Origin of the sequence: Streptomyces sp. NPDC017246, from assembly GCF_044331325.1 — a bacterium.
GTDB lineage: Bacteria > Actinomycetota > Actinomycetes > Streptomycetales > Streptomycetaceae > Streptomyces.
In genome coordinates, this window is record NZ_JBIRMW010000006.1 from 46,629 (window position 1) to 61,994 (window position 15,366).

Annotated in this window: 19 protein-coding genes; 9 read left to right on the forward strand and 10 right to left on the reverse strand. The window is 72.5% G+C overall.

The genetic code is table 11. From position 1 onward, the window contains the following. Complete coding sequence (locus ACH4MY_RS15505; protein ID WP_398002860.1) at window positions 1-885, reverse strand: SDR family NAD(P)-dependent oxidoreductase; 885 nt, start codon at window positions 883-885, stop codon at window positions 1-3. Further along, window positions 885-1,682 carry an acetoacetate decarboxylase family protein gene (locus ACH4MY_RS15510; RefSeq protein ID WP_398002863.1) on the reverse strand — a complete coding sequence of 266 codons (798 nt, stop codon included), beginning with the start codon at window positions 1,680-1,682 and terminating at the stop codon, window positions 885-887. Before ACH4MY_RS15510 ends, ACH4MY_RS15505 begins: the two co-directional genes overlap by 1 nt. Before the next feature lie 96 nt (window positions 1,683-1,778). Here ACH4MY_RS15510 and ACH4MY_RS15515 point away from each other — a divergent pair, with 96 nt between their 5' ends. The 6 genes from ACH4MY_RS15515 (at window position 1,779) to ACH4MY_RS15540 (ending at window position 7,250) form a co-directional block, all read left to right on the forward strand. After that, on the forward strand, window positions 1,779-2,447 hold the full coding sequence (locus ACH4MY_RS15515; RefSeq protein WP_398002865.1) for a TetR/AcrR family transcriptional regulator: 669 nt from the start codon (window positions 1,779-1,781) through the stop codon (window positions 2,445-2,447). Next, entirely contained in the window at window positions 2,444-3,430 is a 987-nt protein-coding gene (locus ACH4MY_RS15520; RefSeq protein ID WP_398002868.1) for a DEDDh family exonuclease, read from the forward strand. The genes ACH4MY_RS15515 and ACH4MY_RS15520 overlap by 4 nt, the downstream gene beginning before the upstream one ends. A 63-nt stretch (window positions 3,431-3,493) precedes the next feature. Further along, window positions 3,494-3,727: a hypothetical protein gene (locus tag ACH4MY_RS15525; RefSeq protein WP_398002870.1), complete on the forward strand. Its 234-nt coding sequence runs from the start codon at window positions 3,494-3,496 to the stop codon at window positions 3,725-3,727. A gap of 107 nt (window positions 3,728-3,834) precedes the next feature. Next, on the forward strand, window positions 3,835-4,665 hold the full coding sequence (locus ACH4MY_RS15530; RefSeq protein ID WP_398002873.1) for an SURF1 family protein: 831 nt from the start codon (window positions 3,835-3,837) through the stop codon (window positions 4,663-4,665). Window positions 4,666-4,699: 34 nt separating this feature from the next. Further along, on the forward strand, window positions 4,700-6,490 hold the full coding sequence (locus ACH4MY_RS15535) for a glycoside hydrolase family 15 protein (RefSeq protein WP_398002875.1): 1,791 nt from the start codon (window positions 4,700-4,702) through the stop codon (window positions 6,488-6,490). Between the two features lie 4 nt (window positions 6,491-6,494). Next, entirely contained in the window at window positions 6,495-7,250 is a 756-nt protein-coding gene (locus ACH4MY_RS15540; protein ID WP_398002876.1) for an SDR family oxidoreductase, read from the forward strand. 49 nt (window positions 7,251-7,299) lie between these two features. Here the strand turns inward: ACH4MY_RS15540 and amaP are convergent, their stop codons facing one another. The 5 genes from amaP to ACH4MY_RS15565 all read right to left on the reverse strand — a co-directional run bounded on the left by amaP (window position 7,300) and on the right by ACH4MY_RS15565 (window position 9,734). Further along, a complete protein-coding gene (amaP, locus tag ACH4MY_RS15545) occupies window positions 7,300-7,887 on the reverse strand; it encodes an alkaline shock response membrane anchor protein AmaP (RefSeq protein WP_398002879.1) in 588 nt (195 codons plus the stop codon). Between the two features lie 69 nt (window positions 7,888-7,956). Next, window positions 7,957-8,652, reverse strand: a complete 696-nt coding sequence (locus ACH4MY_RS15550; RefSeq protein WP_398002882.1) for a DUF6286 domain-containing protein — start codon at window positions 8,650-8,652, stop codon at window positions 7,957-7,959. Then, window positions 8,649-9,017, reverse strand: a complete 369-nt coding sequence (locus ACH4MY_RS15555; protein ID WP_398002885.1) for an Asp23/Gls24 family envelope stress response protein — start codon at window positions 9,015-9,017, stop codon at window positions 8,649-8,651. Before ACH4MY_RS15555 ends, ACH4MY_RS15550 begins: the two co-directional genes overlap by 4 nt. Then, complete coding sequence (locus ACH4MY_RS15560; protein WP_055602871.1) at window positions 9,014-9,205, reverse strand: hypothetical protein; 192 nt, start codon at window positions 9,203-9,205, stop codon at window positions 9,014-9,016. The genes ACH4MY_RS15555 and ACH4MY_RS15560 overlap by 4 nt, the downstream gene beginning before the upstream one ends. A 52-nt stretch (window positions 9,206-9,257) precedes the next feature. Then, entirely contained in the window at window positions 9,258-9,734 is a 477-nt protein-coding gene (locus tag ACH4MY_RS15565) for an Asp23/Gls24 family envelope stress response protein (RefSeq protein WP_398002888.1), read from the reverse strand. 93 nt (window positions 9,735-9,827) lie between these two features. Here ACH4MY_RS15565 and ACH4MY_RS15570 point away from each other — a divergent pair, with 93 nt between their 5' ends. Continuing rightward, complete coding sequence (locus ACH4MY_RS15570) at window positions 9,828-10,547, forward strand: hypothetical protein (protein ID WP_398002891.1); 720 nt, start codon at window positions 9,828-9,830, stop codon at window positions 10,545-10,547. 91 nt (window positions 10,548-10,638) lie between these two features. Here the strand turns inward: ACH4MY_RS15570 and ACH4MY_RS15575 are convergent, their stop codons facing one another. The 3 genes from ACH4MY_RS15575 to ACH4MY_RS15585 form a co-directional block, all read right to left on the reverse strand. Beyond that, on the reverse strand, window positions 10,639-11,439 hold the full coding sequence (locus ACH4MY_RS15575) for an enoyl-CoA hydratase/isomerase family protein (RefSeq protein WP_398002893.1): 801 nt from the start codon (window positions 11,437-11,439) through the stop codon (window positions 10,639-10,641). A 129-nt stretch (window positions 11,440-11,568) separates the two neighbouring features. Next, window positions 11,569-11,790, reverse strand: coding sequence for a helix-turn-helix domain-containing protein (locus ACH4MY_RS15580; RefSeq protein WP_005477683.1), 222 nt, complete (start codon window positions 11,788-11,790; stop codon window positions 11,569-11,571). 343 nt (window positions 11,791-12,133) lie between these two features. Next, window positions 12,134-13,732, reverse strand: a complete 1,599-nt coding sequence (locus ACH4MY_RS15585) for an ABC-F family ATP-binding cassette domain-containing protein (protein WP_398002896.1) — start codon at window positions 13,730-13,732, stop codon at window positions 12,134-12,136. 265 nt (window positions 13,733-13,997) lie between these two features. Here ACH4MY_RS15585 and ACH4MY_RS15590 point away from each other — a divergent pair, with 265 nt between their 5' ends. Both ACH4MY_RS15590 and ACH4MY_RS15595 read left to right on the forward strand, forming a co-directional pair. Beyond that, complete coding sequence (locus ACH4MY_RS15590) at window positions 13,998-14,888, forward strand: neutral zinc metallopeptidase (protein ID WP_398002897.1); 891 nt, start codon at window positions 13,998-14,000, stop codon at window positions 14,886-14,888. Window positions 14,889-14,956: 68 nt separating this feature from the next. Then, window positions 14,957-15,358, forward strand: a complete 402-nt coding sequence (locus tag ACH4MY_RS15595) for a VOC family protein (RefSeq protein WP_398002899.1) — start codon at window positions 14,957-14,959, stop codon at window positions 15,356-15,358. Window positions 15,359-15,366: the final 8 nt, after the last annotated feature.

The window sequence follows — 15,366 nt, forward strand, 5'->3', positions numbered from 1 at the left end:
TCAGTCGAGAATGAAGCTCTCCAGGTACGACGGGTCGGCGCGGTCGAGCATCGACCGCGAGCGCGCCCGGATCTGCCGGTCGCTGTGCTCGCTCTCCGGCAGCATCCAGAAGCGGTCGGCGCGGATGCCGTCGACGACGTGCTCGGCGACCTCCTCCACCGGGGTGAAGGCCACCTCGTGCCCGGCCTCCTTCATCGCGGCCTCCCACTGGTCGAGGCTGCGGTACGGGGTCCTGCGCGGCCGCTCCTTGGCGTACCGGTCGGGCCTGTTGCGGTGCGACTCCCAGAGGCCGGTGCGGAGCATGTGCGGGCCGGGGAAGAGCACGGAGGCGCCCACGCGCGCGTGCTCCGCCTTCAGATGGGCGTACAGCGACTCGGTCATGGTCACCACGGCCGCTTTGGTGACGGCGTACACGGAGGCGGTGGGCAGCGGGGCGATGCCGCCGTCTCCGGAGGAGGTGTTGACGACGTGGCCGGGCTCGCCGCCGGCGAGCATGCGGGGGACGAAGGCCTGGATGCCGTGGAAGACGCCCCAGACGTTGACGGAGAAGGCCCATTTCCAGTCGTTGGGCTCGTGTTCCCACATGCGGCCCTCGGCGCCGGAGCCGACGCCGGCGTTGTTGCAGAGGACGTGGACGGCGCCGAAGGTGTCGTACGCGGCGTCCGCGAACGCCCGGACGTCGTCGGGGTCGGAGACGTCGACGGTCCGGGCGAGGACCCGCGCCCCGCTCTCCGCCAGCCCTTCGGCGGCCGCGGCGAGCGCTCCCGCCTCGACGTCCCCGAGGACGACGGCAAGGCCCTCGGCGGCGAAGCGGCGCGCCATCGCGAGCCCGATGCCGCTCGCCGCGCCGGTGACGACGGCGACCTGTCCCTCCCGCAGCTCCATCACAGGCTCCCTTCCGGGGGGCCGTCGAGGATCTGCTGCGGGTCGTCGTAGCGCTGGTGGATGTACGGCAGGAGGGCCTGGGCGGCGACCCGTTCCACGACGCGGCCCTTCTGGTCGGTGGTCTTCTCGCCGATGGTGATCTCGACGATCCGGCGGACGGGGAGGTCGGCGACGGGGTCGTACATGGACTCGCGCAGGACGACGTCCCCGGTGATCCGTTCCAGCTTCCGCACCTTCTCGTTCCGGACGCAGTGGACGAGGACGGGGTCGGCGTCGAAGCCGGTGCCGTCCACGCCAGGCAGGAACTTGAAGTAGAAGTCGGTCTTCTCGGCGGGCTCGGGCGGCGGCAGCGGGCCGGAGACCGCGCCGCGCACCTCGACGAAGGCGATGCCGTGCCGGCCGAGCGAGGCGCGGACGACGAGTCCGTCGCGTTCGACGACGACCTCGCCGAGCTTCTTCGGTTCGCCGAAGACCTCGCGGCCGCCGACCAGGGCCCGCTCGTGGGTCATCGGCATGACGAGCGGATACCAGCCCTCCTGGTCGCCGTGGGCGGCGGCGACGGCGACCGAGCCGGCGCCGAGCGGATAGCCGGGCAGGTCGACCTGGGAGATGTTGGCGCGTACGAGGGGACGCGCGGTGGGTTTCAGCGGCGGCGGCAGGACCGCCGCGACGACGTCCGGATCGGTCTCCCAGACGGCGACCACTCCGGTGGACCAGATGTCGGGGAGTTTCGCGCTCTTCGTGCGGGCCGCCGTGATCTCGGCGTCGGTGCGCGCCCCGTACCGTACTCGTGCCATGACGTACCACCCTTCAGGGGGTCGGGCCTGTAACAGAGTTACACCGACGGCGATGAAGGGTAAATAGGCGTGCACGGAGCAGAGTTGGGGGAACGGATGGCGCGCACCGCACTCACCCGCGAGGAGGTCCTGGAGACCGCCGCCGCGCTGGTGAAGCAGCACGGCCCCACGGCTCTCACCATGCGCAGGCTCGCCGCCGAGCTCGGCACCGCGGTCACCTCGATCTACTGGCACGTCGGCAACCGCGAGTCCCTGCTCGACGCGCTGGTCGAGCGGACGGTCGCCGACCTGGACACGATCCGCCCGCACGGCGCGACCCCCGCCGAGCGGCTGGTCTCCGTCGCCCGGTCCCTGCGTCGCGCCCTGCGCGAGCGCCCGCACCTGGTCGCGATGGTCCACGAGCGCGGCCTGACGGAGCGGATGTTCCTGCCCGCCCAGCGCGCCCTGGTCCACGAGGCGCACGCGGCGGGGCTGCGCGGGGCGCAGGCGGCACGGGTGGTCCGCGCGGTGCAGTTCCAGGTCGTCGGCTACGTCCTGGTGGAGCGCAATCGTGAGCGGGCTCCCGCGCAGTCGCCCGCCGAGGAGGAGTTGTGGCGCGGCGAGGACGCCGAGTCCGACGACCCCCTCGCCCGGGTCCTGGCCGCCCCGGTCGACACCGAGCGGCTGTTCGTCGACTCGGTGCGCGCCCTGGTGGACGGGCTCCTCGCCGGGGCCCCCGGGGACACCGGGGACGGAGATGTCGGTCGCGGGCCGTATTCTCAGTGACCGTGCTTGACGACCGTACGACAGCAGCGACGTGGCCGGCCGCCTACCCGCAGGGGTACGCGGTCGTCGATGTGGAGACCACCGGACTCGCCCGCGACGACCGGATAGTCTCGGCCGCCGTCTACCGGCTGGACGCCCAGGGGAACGTCGAGGACCACTGGTACACCCTCGTCAATCCCGAGCGTGATCCCGGACCCGTCTGGATCCACGGGCTGACCACGGACGTGCTGGAGGGCGCGCCGCTCTTCCCGGAGATCGCGGCGGAGTTCGCGGCCCGGCTCGACGGGCGGGTGCTCGTCGCGCACAACGCGATGTTCGACTGGCAGATGATCGCCCGGGAGTACGCGCGCGCCGAGTCCGCCGCTCCGGTGCGGCAGCGGCTGTGCACGATCGCGCTCGCCAAGGAGCTGTCGCTGCCGCTGCCCAACCACAAGCTGGAGTCGCTGGCCGCGCACTTCGGCGTCGTGCAGCAGCGCGCGCACAACGCCCTCGACGACGCGCGGGTGCTGGCCGAGGCGTTCCGGCCGAGCCTGCACACGGCGGCCGAGCGCAACGTACGGCTGCCGCTCCTGGAGTGCCGGCCGCTGACCGAGTGGGCCGCTTCACCCGCGCAGCCCCGGATCGGCCAGCAGTCCTCGTACGGGTCCTCCTACCGGGCGAACAGCTGGCGTCCCTCGCGGAAGCGTCCGGCGTGCCCGCATCCCAACCCCGGCCGGTACCAGACGGACAAACCACTCAAGCAGGGCATGCGGGTGGCCTTCTCCGGGGACACCTCCGTCGACCGGGAGCTCCTGGAGGACCGCACCGTCGACGCGGGGCTCCATGTCGCGGGCAGCGTCTCCCGGCTGACCAGCCTGCTGGTCACCAACGACCCGGACTCCGCCACCTCCAAGACCGTCAAGGCCAAGTCGTTCGGCACGCCGATCGTCGACGAGGCCGCCTACACCCAGCTGCTCAGGGACGTGGCCCCGGCAGACGGGTGACACCGCCGGCCCTGCGGGCGTGCCGAGCTGCGCGCGCCCGCCGGGAGCCCCACCCTGTGGCGCATGGCACGTTGTGAGGTCTGCGGAAACGATTACGGCATGTCCTTCGAGATTCATGCACAGGGCGCGATCCATGTCTTCGATTGCTTCGCCTGCGCCATTCACCGCATGGCGCCCATCTGCGAGCACTGCCGGGTCCAGATCATCGGGCAGGGCGTAGAGGTCGACGGCAGCTGGTATTGCGGCGGCCACTGCGCCCGCGCGGAGGGAAAGGCGGGCATCGTGGACAGGGTGTGACCGGACACGGCTCCGGTCCCCCGTGAGGAAACGATCCCTTGACCGCTTTCGGCCCCCTTCGGCACCCGCCGCGAGGGGGCCTTTCGCCACGTTGTACCGTCGACGGCGTGTACCGCTTCCTGTTGTCCCGGCAGTGGGTGATCCTCACCCTCATCGCCCTCGTCCTCGTCCCGACGATGATCGAGCTGGGCTTCTGGCAATTCCACCGGCACGAACGCCGGGTCGCCCAGAACGCCCTGATCGCGGACAACATCGCGGCGAAGCCGCGCCCGGTGGAGGAGCTCACCTCCCCCGGCCACACGGTCCCGCGCTCCGACTACTGGCGGCCCGCCACCGCCACCGGCACCTTCGACACCGCCCACGAGGTGGTCGTCCGCCGCCGCACCTCCTCCGACGACCGCGTCGGCGTGCACATCCTCACCCCCATGGTCCTCCGGGACGGCCGGATCGTCCTGGTCAACCGCGGCTGGGTGCCGGCCGCCGCCGATCAGCACTCCTTCCCGCCGGTACCGCCCGCCCCCAAGGGCGAGGTCACGATCACCGGCCGCCTCAAGGCCGACGAGACGACCGGCGCCAGCGGCATCAAGGACCTGAAGGGTCTGCCGGACCGCCAGGTCATGCTCATCAACAGCCGGCAGCAGGCCGAGCTCATCGGCGGCGAGGTACTCGGCGGATACCTGGAGCAGGTCGAACCCTCCCCCGCGGGAGACACCCCCGAGCTGATCCCCGAGCCCGACCACGACTCGATCGGCGCCCACATGGCGTACGCCGTGCAGTGGTGGCTCTTCGCGGGCGGGGTGCCCGTCGGCTGGGTGATCCTGGTCCGCCGGGAGAAGCTGGACCGGAAGGCCGCCGCCTCGTCCGGCACGCCGGGAGACGGCGCCTCCGGAACCCCGGAACGGGACCCCGAAGCGATCCAGGCCACTCCGTCCCTCTGATTGACCGTCGCCTCTTCCGGGAACAGCCCAAAGCGTGACGCAACGTATCGACGACTACGCCCTCATCGGCGATCTCCAGACCGCCGCGCTCGTCGGCCGCGACGGGTCGGTCGACTGGCTGTGTCTGCCCCGCTTCGATTCCGCGGCCTGCTTCGCCGCGATCCTCGGCGACGAGAACAACGGCCACTGGCGGATCGCCCCCAAGGGCGCCACCACCTGCACCACCCGGCGGTACGCCGAGGACTCCCTCGTCCTGGAGACCTACTGGGAGACCCGCACCGGCACCGTCAAGGTCGTCGACTTCATGCCGCAGCGGGACAGAGCCCCGGATCTGATGCGGATCGTGGAGGGCGTCAGCGGCAGCGTCGAGATGAGCGCCGTCCTGCGACTGCGCTTCGACTACGGCTCGATCGTCCCCTGGATGCGCCGCTCCGACGGGCATCGGGTCGCGATCGCCGGGCCCGACGCGGTCTGGCTGCGCAGCGACCCGCCCGTGAAGACCTGGGGCCAGCAGTTCTCCACCTGCTCCTCCTTCACCGTCACCGCCGGCGAGAAGGTCGCCTTCGTACTGACCTGGCATCCCTCGCACGAGCCGCGCCCCGACCTCGTCGACCCCCACGAAGCCCTGGAGCAGTCCCTCGCGGACTGGCGGGAGTGGGCGGCCCGCTGCACCTACCGGGGCCCGTACCGGGAGACGGTGATGCGCTCACTGATCACCCTCAAGGCGCTCACCTACGCCCCGACCGGCGGCATCATGGCCGCCCCGACCACCTCCCTGCCGGAGGAGGTCGGCGGCGTACGGAACTGGGACTACCGCGCCTGCTGGCTGCGGGACTCCTCCCTCACCCTCGGCGCGCTGCTCGCCGCCGGATACGTCGACGAGGCCCGCGCCTGGCGGGACTGGCTGCTGCGCTCCGTCGCGGGGGACCCGGCCGATCTGCAGATCATGTACGGACCGGCCGGGGAACGCCGGCTCCCCGAGACCACCCTGCCGTGGCTGCGGGGCTACGCCGACTCGGCTCCGGTCCGGACCGGGAACGCCGCCGTGGACCAGTTCCAGCTCGACGTGTACGGCGAGGTCATCGACTCGCTCCACCGCGCGCGTGAGGCCGGGATCCCGGCCGAGCGGCACGCCTGGAACCTCCAGCTGAGCCTGCTCGGCTTCCTCGAATCGACCTGGCGCGAGCCCGACGAGGGCCTGTGGGAGGTGCGCGGGCCGCGCCGCCACTTCACCCACTCGAAGGTGATGGCCTGGGTGGCGGCCGACCGGGCGGTCCGCACCCTGGAGGCGGACCCCTCGCTGCCGGGGGACGCGGCGCGGTGGCGGACGATGCGGGACGAGATCCACGCCCAGGTCTGCGCGAGGGCGTACGACCCCGCCCGGAACACCTTCACCCAGGCGTACGGCTCGCCGGAGCTGGACGCGGCGACCCTGCTGATCCCTCAGGTCGGCTTCCTGCCGCCGGACGACCCCCGGGTGGTGGGCACGGTGGACGCGGTCCGGGCGGAGCTGCTGCACGGCGGCTACGTACGCCGCTACAGCGCCGACTCGGGAGCGCTGGACGGCCTCCCGGGCCAGGAGGGCACCTTCCTGGTCTGCTCCTTCTGGCTGGCGGACGCGCTCCGGCTGATTGGCAGGCCCGAGGAGGCCAGGGAGCTCTTCGAGCGGCTGGTGACCCTGTGCAACGACGTGGGCCTGCTGGCCGAGGAGTACGACCCGGTGACCGACCGCCAGCTGGGCAACTTCCCGCAGGCCTTCAGCCACATCGGCCTGGTGGGCACGGCGCTCGCACTGGCCGCGGAGGAAGACGACCCGGCAGGATAGGCCCATGGATCTTGGACTGAAGGACCGTGTGTACGTGGTGACCGGGGCGACGCGGGGGCTCGGGCGGGCCTCGGCCGAAGCCCTGCTCGCCGAGGGGGCCAAGGTGCTCGTCACCGGGCGGGAGGAGAAGACCGTCGCCGAGGCCGTGGCCGAGCTGGGGCCCGGCGCCTCCGGGCTCGCCGCCGACAACACCGACCCCGGGACCCCGGCGCGGCTCATCGCCGAGGCGCGGACGCGGTTCGGCGGCTTCGACGGCATCCTCATCAGCGTGGGCGGCCCGGCCCCCGGTTTCGCCGCGGACAACACCGACGAGCAGTGGGCGGCCGCCTTCGACACCGTCTTCCTCGGGGCCGTACGGCTCGCCCGCGCGGCGGCCGAGACGCTCGGCGAGGGCGGGGTCATCGGCTTCGTCCTGTCGGGTTCGGTCCACGAGCCGATCCCCGGCCTGACCATCTCCAACGGACTCCGCCCCGGCCTCGCCGGCTTCGCGAAGTCCCTCGCCAACGACCTGGGCCCGCGCGGGGTGCGCGTCGTCGGGCTGCTGCCGAGCCGGATCGACACGGACCGGGTGCGTTCGCTGGACGCCCTCTCCGGCGACGCCGACGCCTCCCGCGCGGCCAACGAGGCGACCATCCCGCTGCGCCGCTACGGCACCCCGGCGGAGTTCGGGCGGACGGCCGCCTTCCTGCTCTCGCCGGCCGCCTCGTACCTCACCGGGCTGATGCTCCCGGTGGACGGCGGGGCCCGCAACGGCTTCTGAGGGCGCGGTGGGCCGGAGCACTCCCCGGCCCCCGCACCCCGGCCCGCCGTCAGGTCACCCGGCGGGCCCGGTGCTTGACCGCCCGCAGCCGCGCCTCGGTGGGCAGGGCGGCCAGGCCCGTGGACGTACGGGCATGGGCGAGCGCCCGGGTGCTGAGCGTCGTCAGGGCGTCCCCCGGTGAGGCGTACGGCTCCAGGTCGAGCGCGACCCGGGTCCTGGGGGCGCCGCGGCGGCCCGTGAGGGAGACCCTGGCCCGGGCGACGCCCTCCTGGGCCGTGGCGTCCGCCTCCAGGACGCCCTCCAGGGCCCGGCCGCGCAGGATCGCCTCCTCGCCGTCGCCGGTGTCGACGACGACCTCGGCGAGCCGGGCCCGCCGGAACTGGGCGACCAGCCACCACAGGGCGAGCAGGACGACGAGCCCGAGGACGGCGATGACCACCGGCCACCACCAGCCCTCGTCCCGCCGGCGCTGCCGGTCGGCGGTGGAGAGCAGCACGTCCGCGGGGCCCGACCAGGGCCACCAGGACGGTACGGACAGGTCGAGCGCGGCGGCGAGGACCGCCCCGCCGCCGACCACGAGAAGCAGCCCGGCGAGCCCGAGCAGGACGCGGTTGACGCGCCGGAGGACGACCCTCACCGGCTCACTCCTTTCCGGAGGACGACCCTCGGGGGGATCGTCCCTTCGAGGACGACGACCGTCACCGGCTCATCCCTTTCTGGGCGGCCGGGCCACCCGTACCGCCAGCGCGGGCGGGTGGGCGAGGCCGAGTTCGTCGACGCCGTCGGCGAGGGCCGTCTCCACGTCGGCGCGGACCTCGTCGAGCGCCCGGAAGTGCGAGACGGCCTTGACCGCGACCTTGGCGCGGCCGACGCGGACCCGGACGGACTGCACCCCGGAGACCTCCATGGCCCGGTCCCGCAGGGCGAGGGCGGCGGCCTCCCGGTCGAGTCCCGCCCGTACGTCGGCGTGCTCGCGGCGCATCGGGAGGACCTCACGCAGACCCGGGGTCACGGCCAGGACCAGGAGCCAGATGCCGAGGACGACCGCGAGGGCGGCGCCGAGGACGACCCAGGTGTCGTCGAGCGGCCGGGTCGCGAGGCCGTCGGCGAGTTCACGCCGCCAGGCCATGGCGTCGCGGTCGGCCCGTACGGCGGCCACGTCGTAGAGCAGGAGCCCGGCTCCGCCGAGGACCAGGGCGGCGAGCACGGCCGCGGGGATGCGGCGGACCGCCCAGAAGCGGCGGACGCGGGACGAGGGGACGGCGTCGGTCAGGACGGGGACGTCACCGGGGCCGGAGGCGCCGTCCTGACCGGGGTCGGGGCCGGGGTCCGGGGTCGCGGGCAGGTCGTCGGGGCCGGGCCCGGGGATGTCCGGGCCCGGGCCGGGGGCGGGGCTCGTCATGACAAGCGCCCCCTCGACGTTCCCTGCCGGGTGAGCGCGGAGTGGAGGCGTTCGACGTGGACCGTGACCTCGTGGACCTCCATGCCCACCAGTTCCTCCACGCGGGAGCGGACCCGGCCGCGCACGGCCCCGCACCGGCGCCCGAGGTCCGTGGGGTAGCCGAGTTCGAGACTCACCGCGACCCGGGCCACGTCCCGGTGGACGACGACCGAGGCGTGCGGCTTCGACCCGCCCTCCGGGACGGGTCCCGCGGCCTCCCTCGCCGCCTGCGCGGCGATCTTCGCGACGACCCGGTCGGCGATCCTGGTCGCCCCCCGGTCGCGCACCGGGCCCCGGGCGGCCAGGCGGGCTGCCACCCCCGTCACCGCCGCCGGTCGCCGCGGTCGCGGCCCCGGAACAGATCACCGGGTTCGAGGTCGCCGTCGAGGAAGCGGCCGGCCACGAAGCCGATCGCCCCCAAGGCCGCGACCAGCACAAACGCTCCGAAGCCGCCGAAGTATCCGGCGAAACCCAGAGCCATACCGGCCACCAGGCCGACCACAGCCATGCTCATTCCTGACCCCTTTCCGAGTCCTCCTGAGCTCCCTGGACAGAGCTGTCAGCGGCTACTGCAGCCGCGGTTCCGGCTCGTCCTCCTCCTCGTCGGGCAGCTTCACGTCGCTGACCGCGATGTTGACCTCGACGACCTCGAGGCCCGTCATGCGCTCCACGGCCGTGATGACGTTCTCCCGGACGTCGCCGGCGACGTCCGCGATGGAGACGCCGTAATCGACGACGATCTCCAGGTCGAGCGCGGTCTGGACCTCGCCGACCTCGGCCTTCACCCCTCGGGTGACATTCGACTTGCTGCTGCCCCCGCCGGGTACCCGGTCGCGGACGGCCCCGAAGGTACGGGAGAGGCCGCTGCCCATCGCGTGGACGCCTTCGACGTCACGGGCGGCGAGTCCGGCGATCTTCTCGACGACGCCGTCGGCGATCGTGGTCCGGCCCCGGGAGGCGGGAGCACCGCCGCCCCGCTTGGTGATCGAGGTCCGGCGCGGTTCGTCGCCGCCGGAGTCGCTGGAGTGAATGGTTTCCGTCATTACGTTTCGCCCCTTCTGGGATATTTCGGGGTTCTTCGCCCACACTAAGGGCGCTTACCCCGTCTCGCCCCGGGGATACGGCAGGCTGGGGCAATGACGACGGGTGACGGTTGGACGGCGGCGGTGCGGGACCGCCTCGCTCCGGGCAGGCTGCTGCCGCTCGGAGCGGCGGCGGAGGAGGCGTGGATCACCGAGCGCGCGGTGCGCGGGGTACTCGCGCGTGCGGCGGCGTCGGTACGGGGTGTGGTGCCGGGTGACCTACGGATCCGTCCGGCGGACCCGGAGCCCGCGCCGGACGGGGACCGGGGCGCGGAGCCGGGCGGGCTCCGGGGGGCGGATGCGGGCGCGGAGCCGGGCTCCGAGTCGGGGGCCGAGTCGGGGGCCGTACGCGTCTCGGTCTCGTTCGGCGCGGTGGCCGGGCGCGCGCTCCCCGAGCTCGGCGAGGAGCTGCGGGCGGTGCTGATCACGGCGGCCGAGGACGGGATCGGGCTCGTGGTCGCGGCCGTGGACCTGCGCGTGACGGATCTTCTCGACGCGGCGCCGGAGCCGGCCCCCGCCGCTCCCCCGCCCGGCCGGACCTCCCCGGCGACGGACGACCCGGCCGCGCTCGCGGCGCTCGGGGTCGCGGGTGTCGCGGGAGTGACGGACACGCTGGGGCCGCCGGTGCGCCGGAGCGCCGACGGGGTGCGGGTGGAGGTGGCCGTGACGTCCGGCGCCCGCCCGCTGGACGTGGCCCGCTCCGTACGCACGGCGGTGACCGCGGTCGCCCCGGAGGGGGCCGCGGTCACGGTCGTGGTGTCGGAACTGCGCTAGTGCGCGTCGGGACGCCGCCGGTGCGCGTATGGGCGGATGCCGGTACGCGGGCGCCGGTCGTCATGGGCGCACGTGCGCACGCGCGCCGGAGTCAGTCGCCGAGGCCCGCGAGGTCGCGCAGGCGACGGGCCTGCGCGGCGCGCTCGGCGACGCGCTGCTCCTCGTACGAGCGGCCCGAGGCGCCCCGGAGGAGCGCCTTGGTCTCGGTGACCGCGTCGCGCGGCGCCGCGAGCAGGGCGGCGCCGAGGTCCCGTACCGCCGCGTCGAGCTCGTCGGCGGGCACGGAGAGGTTGGCGAGACCGATGCGCTCGGCCTCCTCCGCGTGGACGAAGCGTCCGGTGGCGCAGATCTCCAGCGCGCGTGCGTAGCCGACGAGCGAGACGAGCGGCTGCGTCCCGGTCAGGTCCGGGACGAGGCCCAGGCTGGTCTCGCGCATGGCGAACTGCACGTCCTCGGCGACGACCCGCAGGTCGCAGGCGAGAGCGAGCTGGAAGCCCGCGCCGATGGCGTGCCCCTGTACGGCCGCGATCGACACGATGTCGCTACGGCGCCACCAGGTGAACGCCTCCTGGTACTCGGCGATGACCGCGTCGAGGTCCCCGTCGGAACCGCGCGCGAGATCGATGAAGGACGGCTCTCCGTCGAAGCCCTCGGGCGTGAACGCCTGCCGGTCGAGTCCGGCGGAGAAGGACTGTCCCTCACCGCGCAGAACGACGACCCGCACATTGCCGGGCAACGACCGTCCGGCTTCTGACAACGCCCGCCACAGAGCGGGAGACTGAGCGTTGCGCTTCGCCGGATTGGTCAGGGTCACCGTGGCAACGGCGTCCTCGACGGTGAGCCGTACACCGTCCTTGTCGAATACGAGCTCAGAGTCGTCGAGCGTAGTCATGGGGCGCCTCCGGTTCCGGTGCAGCACTGCATCCGATGCTAAGTGACTGCACAGTAACCACCTGGCCGGTCCGAAGACCGACCGGGTGGCCACCGAGAGACCCGGTGGCCCGGTCGAGCCGCCCCGATGTCAGGCCGAGGCGGTCTTCTTGCCCCGTGTCGCTCCGCCGCGTCCACGCAGCGTGACTCCGGACTCGCTCAGCATCCGGTGGACGAATCCGTAGGAGCGGCCCGTTTCCTCGGCCAGCGCCCGGATACTCGCACCGGAGTCGTACTTCTTCTTCAGGTCTGCCGCGAGCTTGTCGCGCGCGGCGCCGGTCACCCGGCTGCCCTTCTTCAGAGTCTCGGCCACCCGTGCCTCCTCATGGGAAGTGCGCTCTGGACTTCTCATGATCACCCCTCTCGTCCGTCCTGGCCACCCATTCGACAAGGTCCATGCCGCCGGGTTTGTGGACGAGCGCGCCACCGTCACGACCGGAAGCTCAAATTCCGGTGAGCCGGAAACACCCCTCCGTACCGTGCGGCACGGGAAGTACCAGGTCAGCGATACGGGGGGGAACACACGTACGGCGCGGGTCTGCCGGAAGGATTCGGCAGAGCACCGCGCCGGGGGGTACGAGACGCCCTCACTCAGATGAAGGATCACCCATGAGCCGAATGATCCAGTCCTGAATGATCACTCGGCCGTCACGGGGTCAGGCGAGCGCGACCAGGTCCGCGTAGTCCGGGCCCCACAGGTCCTCGACGCCGTCGGGGAGCAGGATGATCCGCTCCGGCTCCAGCGCGTCGACCGCGCCCTCGTCGTGGGTGACGAGGACGACGGCACCCTTGTACGTCCGCAGGGCCCCGAGGATCTCCTCGCGGCTGGCCGGGTCCAGGTTGTTCGTCGGCTCGTCCAGGAGCAGCACGTTCGCCGAGGAGACGACCAGGGTGGCCAGGGCCAGCCGGGTCTTCTCGCCGCCGGAGAGGACCCCGGCGGGCTTGTCGACGTCGTCGCCGGAGAAGAGGAACGAACCGAGCGTCTTGCGGACCTGCACGAGGTCGAGGTCGGGCGCGGCCGAGCGCATGTTCTCCAGGACGCTGCGCTCGGGGTCGAGCGTCTCGTGCTCCTGGGCGTAGTAGCCGAGCTTGAGGCCGTGGCCCGGGGTGACCTCGCCCGTGTCGGCCTTCTCGGCGCCGGCGAGCAGCCGGAGCAGCGTCGTCTTGCCCGCGCCGTTGAGCCCGAGGATGACGACGCGCGAGCCCTTGTCGATCGCGAGGTCCACATCCGTGAAGATCTCGAGCGAACCGTAGGACTTGGAGAGTCCCTCGGCCGTGAGCGGGGTCTTGCCGCAGGGCGCCGGCTCGGGGAAGCGGAGCTTGGCGACCTTGTCGGAGGCCCGCACCGCCTCCAGGCCGGAGAGCAGTCGCTCGGCGCGCTTGGCCATGTTCTGCGCGGCCACGGTCTTGGTGGCCTTGGCGCGCATCTTGTCGGCCTGCGAGTTGAGGGCGGCGGCCTTCTTCTCGGCGTTCTGGCGCTCGCGCTTGCGGCGCTTCTCGTCGGCCTCGCGCTGCTGCTGGTAGAGCTTCCAGCCCATGTTGTAGACGTCGATCGTGGAGCGGTTGGCGTCCAGGTAGAAGACCTTGTTGACCACGGTCTCGACGAGGTCGACGTCGTGGGAGATCACGATGAAGCCGCCGCGGTAGCTCTTCAGGTAGTCGCGCAGCCAGACGATGGAGTCGGCGTCGAGGTGGTTGGTCGGCTCGTCGAGCAGGAGCGTGTCGGCGTCCGAGAAGAGGATCCGGGCGAGCTCGACACGGCGGCGCTGACCGCCGGAGAGGGTGTGCAGCGGCTGGCCGAGGACCCGGTCGGGCAGGCCGAGGGCGGCGGCGATGGTGGAGGCCTCGGCCTCGGCCGCGTACCCGCCCTTGGTCAGGAACTCGGTCTCCTGGCGCTCGTACTGCTTCATCGCCTTGTCGCGGGTGCCGCCGGAGCCGGTGGCGATGCGCTCCTCGTTCATCCGCATCTTCTTGATGAGGACGTCGAGGCCGCGGGCCGAGAGGATGCGGTCGCGGGCGAGCACGTCGAGGTCGCCGGTGCGCGGGTCCTGCGGGAGGTAGCCGACCTCGCCGGAGCGGGCGATCTGGCCGGCGGCGGGGACGCCCTCGCCCGCGAGGCACTTGGTGAGCGTGGTCTTGCCCGCTCCGTTGCGACCGACGAGGCCGATGCGGTCGCCCTTGGCGACACGGAAGGAAGCGGACTCGATGAGGACACGGGCGCCGGCGCGCAGCTCGATGCCGGAAGCGGTGATCACGGACAGACTCCAGGGCGGTGGGAAACGGCGGAAGGACGGCTGATGAAGGCTTCGACGCCGCTAATGCACGGGGAGAATGGCCATACGGCCAGTCTAACGGGCCCCTGCAACTGCTTTTCGGCCACAAGGGGGCTCAGGGGCGCGATCAGAGTTTTCTCACATATCCGCTGATGCTTGACAAAACGGGCGAGGGCTGGAAGACCGTCCGATACTCGGCGCAGGGCGGCGGCCTCTGCCGCGGCAGTGACGCGGAGGGTGGTGGACCGTGCAGTTCGACGACGACGCCGATCTGGACACCTCGGAGGTCAAGGACGTCCGGGGCAGCCGCGTCCCGGGCGGCAGGGCGACCGTCGGCGGCGGCATCATCGGACTCATCGCGCTGGTCCTGGGCGTGCTCTTCGGGGTGGGGCCGGACCAGCTCGGGCTCTCCGGGGGCGGCGACGAACCGGTGGCCAGCTCCTCCTCGGCGGCGCAGGTGGACCGGAGCTGCAAGAAGGGCTCGGACGCCAACACCCGCGAGGACTGCCGGATCGTCGCCGTCGTCAACAGCGTCCAGGACTTCTGGCGGGGCGAGTACGCGCGCCGGGGCGGCACCTACGGGAGCGCCGCCACCGTGGTGTTCAGCCAGCGGGTCCCGACCGCGTGCGGCTCGGCGACCTCGGCGGTGGGGCCCTTCTACTGCCCGGGCGACCGGCAGGTCTATCTGGACCTGGGCTTCTTCGACGAGCTGCGGAGCACGTTCGGGGCGACCGGCGGACCCTTCGCCCAGGCGTACGTGGTGGCGCACGAGTACGGCCACCACGTCCAGAACCTGATGGGGACGCTGAGCCGCGCCCAGGACGGACGGACCGGAGCGAACTCCAACGCCGTACGGGTCGAGCTCCAGGCCGACTGCTACGCCGGGGTGTGGGCACGGCACGCCACGACCACGCCCGACGACCGGACGGGCCGCCCCCTCCTCACCCGGCTGACCGAAGCGGACATCCGGGACGGCCTGGACGCGGCGGCCGCGGTCGGCGACGACCGTATCCAGGAGAGGTTCCAGGGCCGGGTGACCCCGGAGAACTGGACCCACGGCTCCGCGGCCCAGCGCCGGCAGTGGTTCTCCGAGGGCTACCGGACCGGCGACATGGCCCGGTGCGACACCTTCCGCTGAGTTGCCGGTGGGGACTGCCAGACTGAGACCCGCGTCACATCCGGCTGATTCGAAGGGAAGTGATCGGGATGGCTGAGGCCCCCCACATCTGTCCGGCGCTGACGTACGAGGACGCGAAGGCGGCGATCACCCAGCTCACGGAGGGCTTCGGCTTCACCGCGACCGCCGTGTACGAGGGCGAGGACGGGCTGGTCGCGCATGCCGAGCTCGCGTACGGGAACGGCATGGTGATGCTCGGCAGCAAGGGCACCGGCAGCGAGTTCGACAAGCTGATGGCCGGCGCGGGCCCGGCGGGCGTCTTCGTGCACGTGGACGACGTCGACGAGCATCACGCGCGGGCGGTGGCCCACGGCGTCGAGATCGTGATGCCGCCCAAGGACCAGGAGTACGGCTCGCGGGACTACACGGCCCGGGACGTCGAGGGCAACATCTGGAGCTTCGGGACGTACACCCCCGGCGCCGCGGAGTAGCCGGGCGC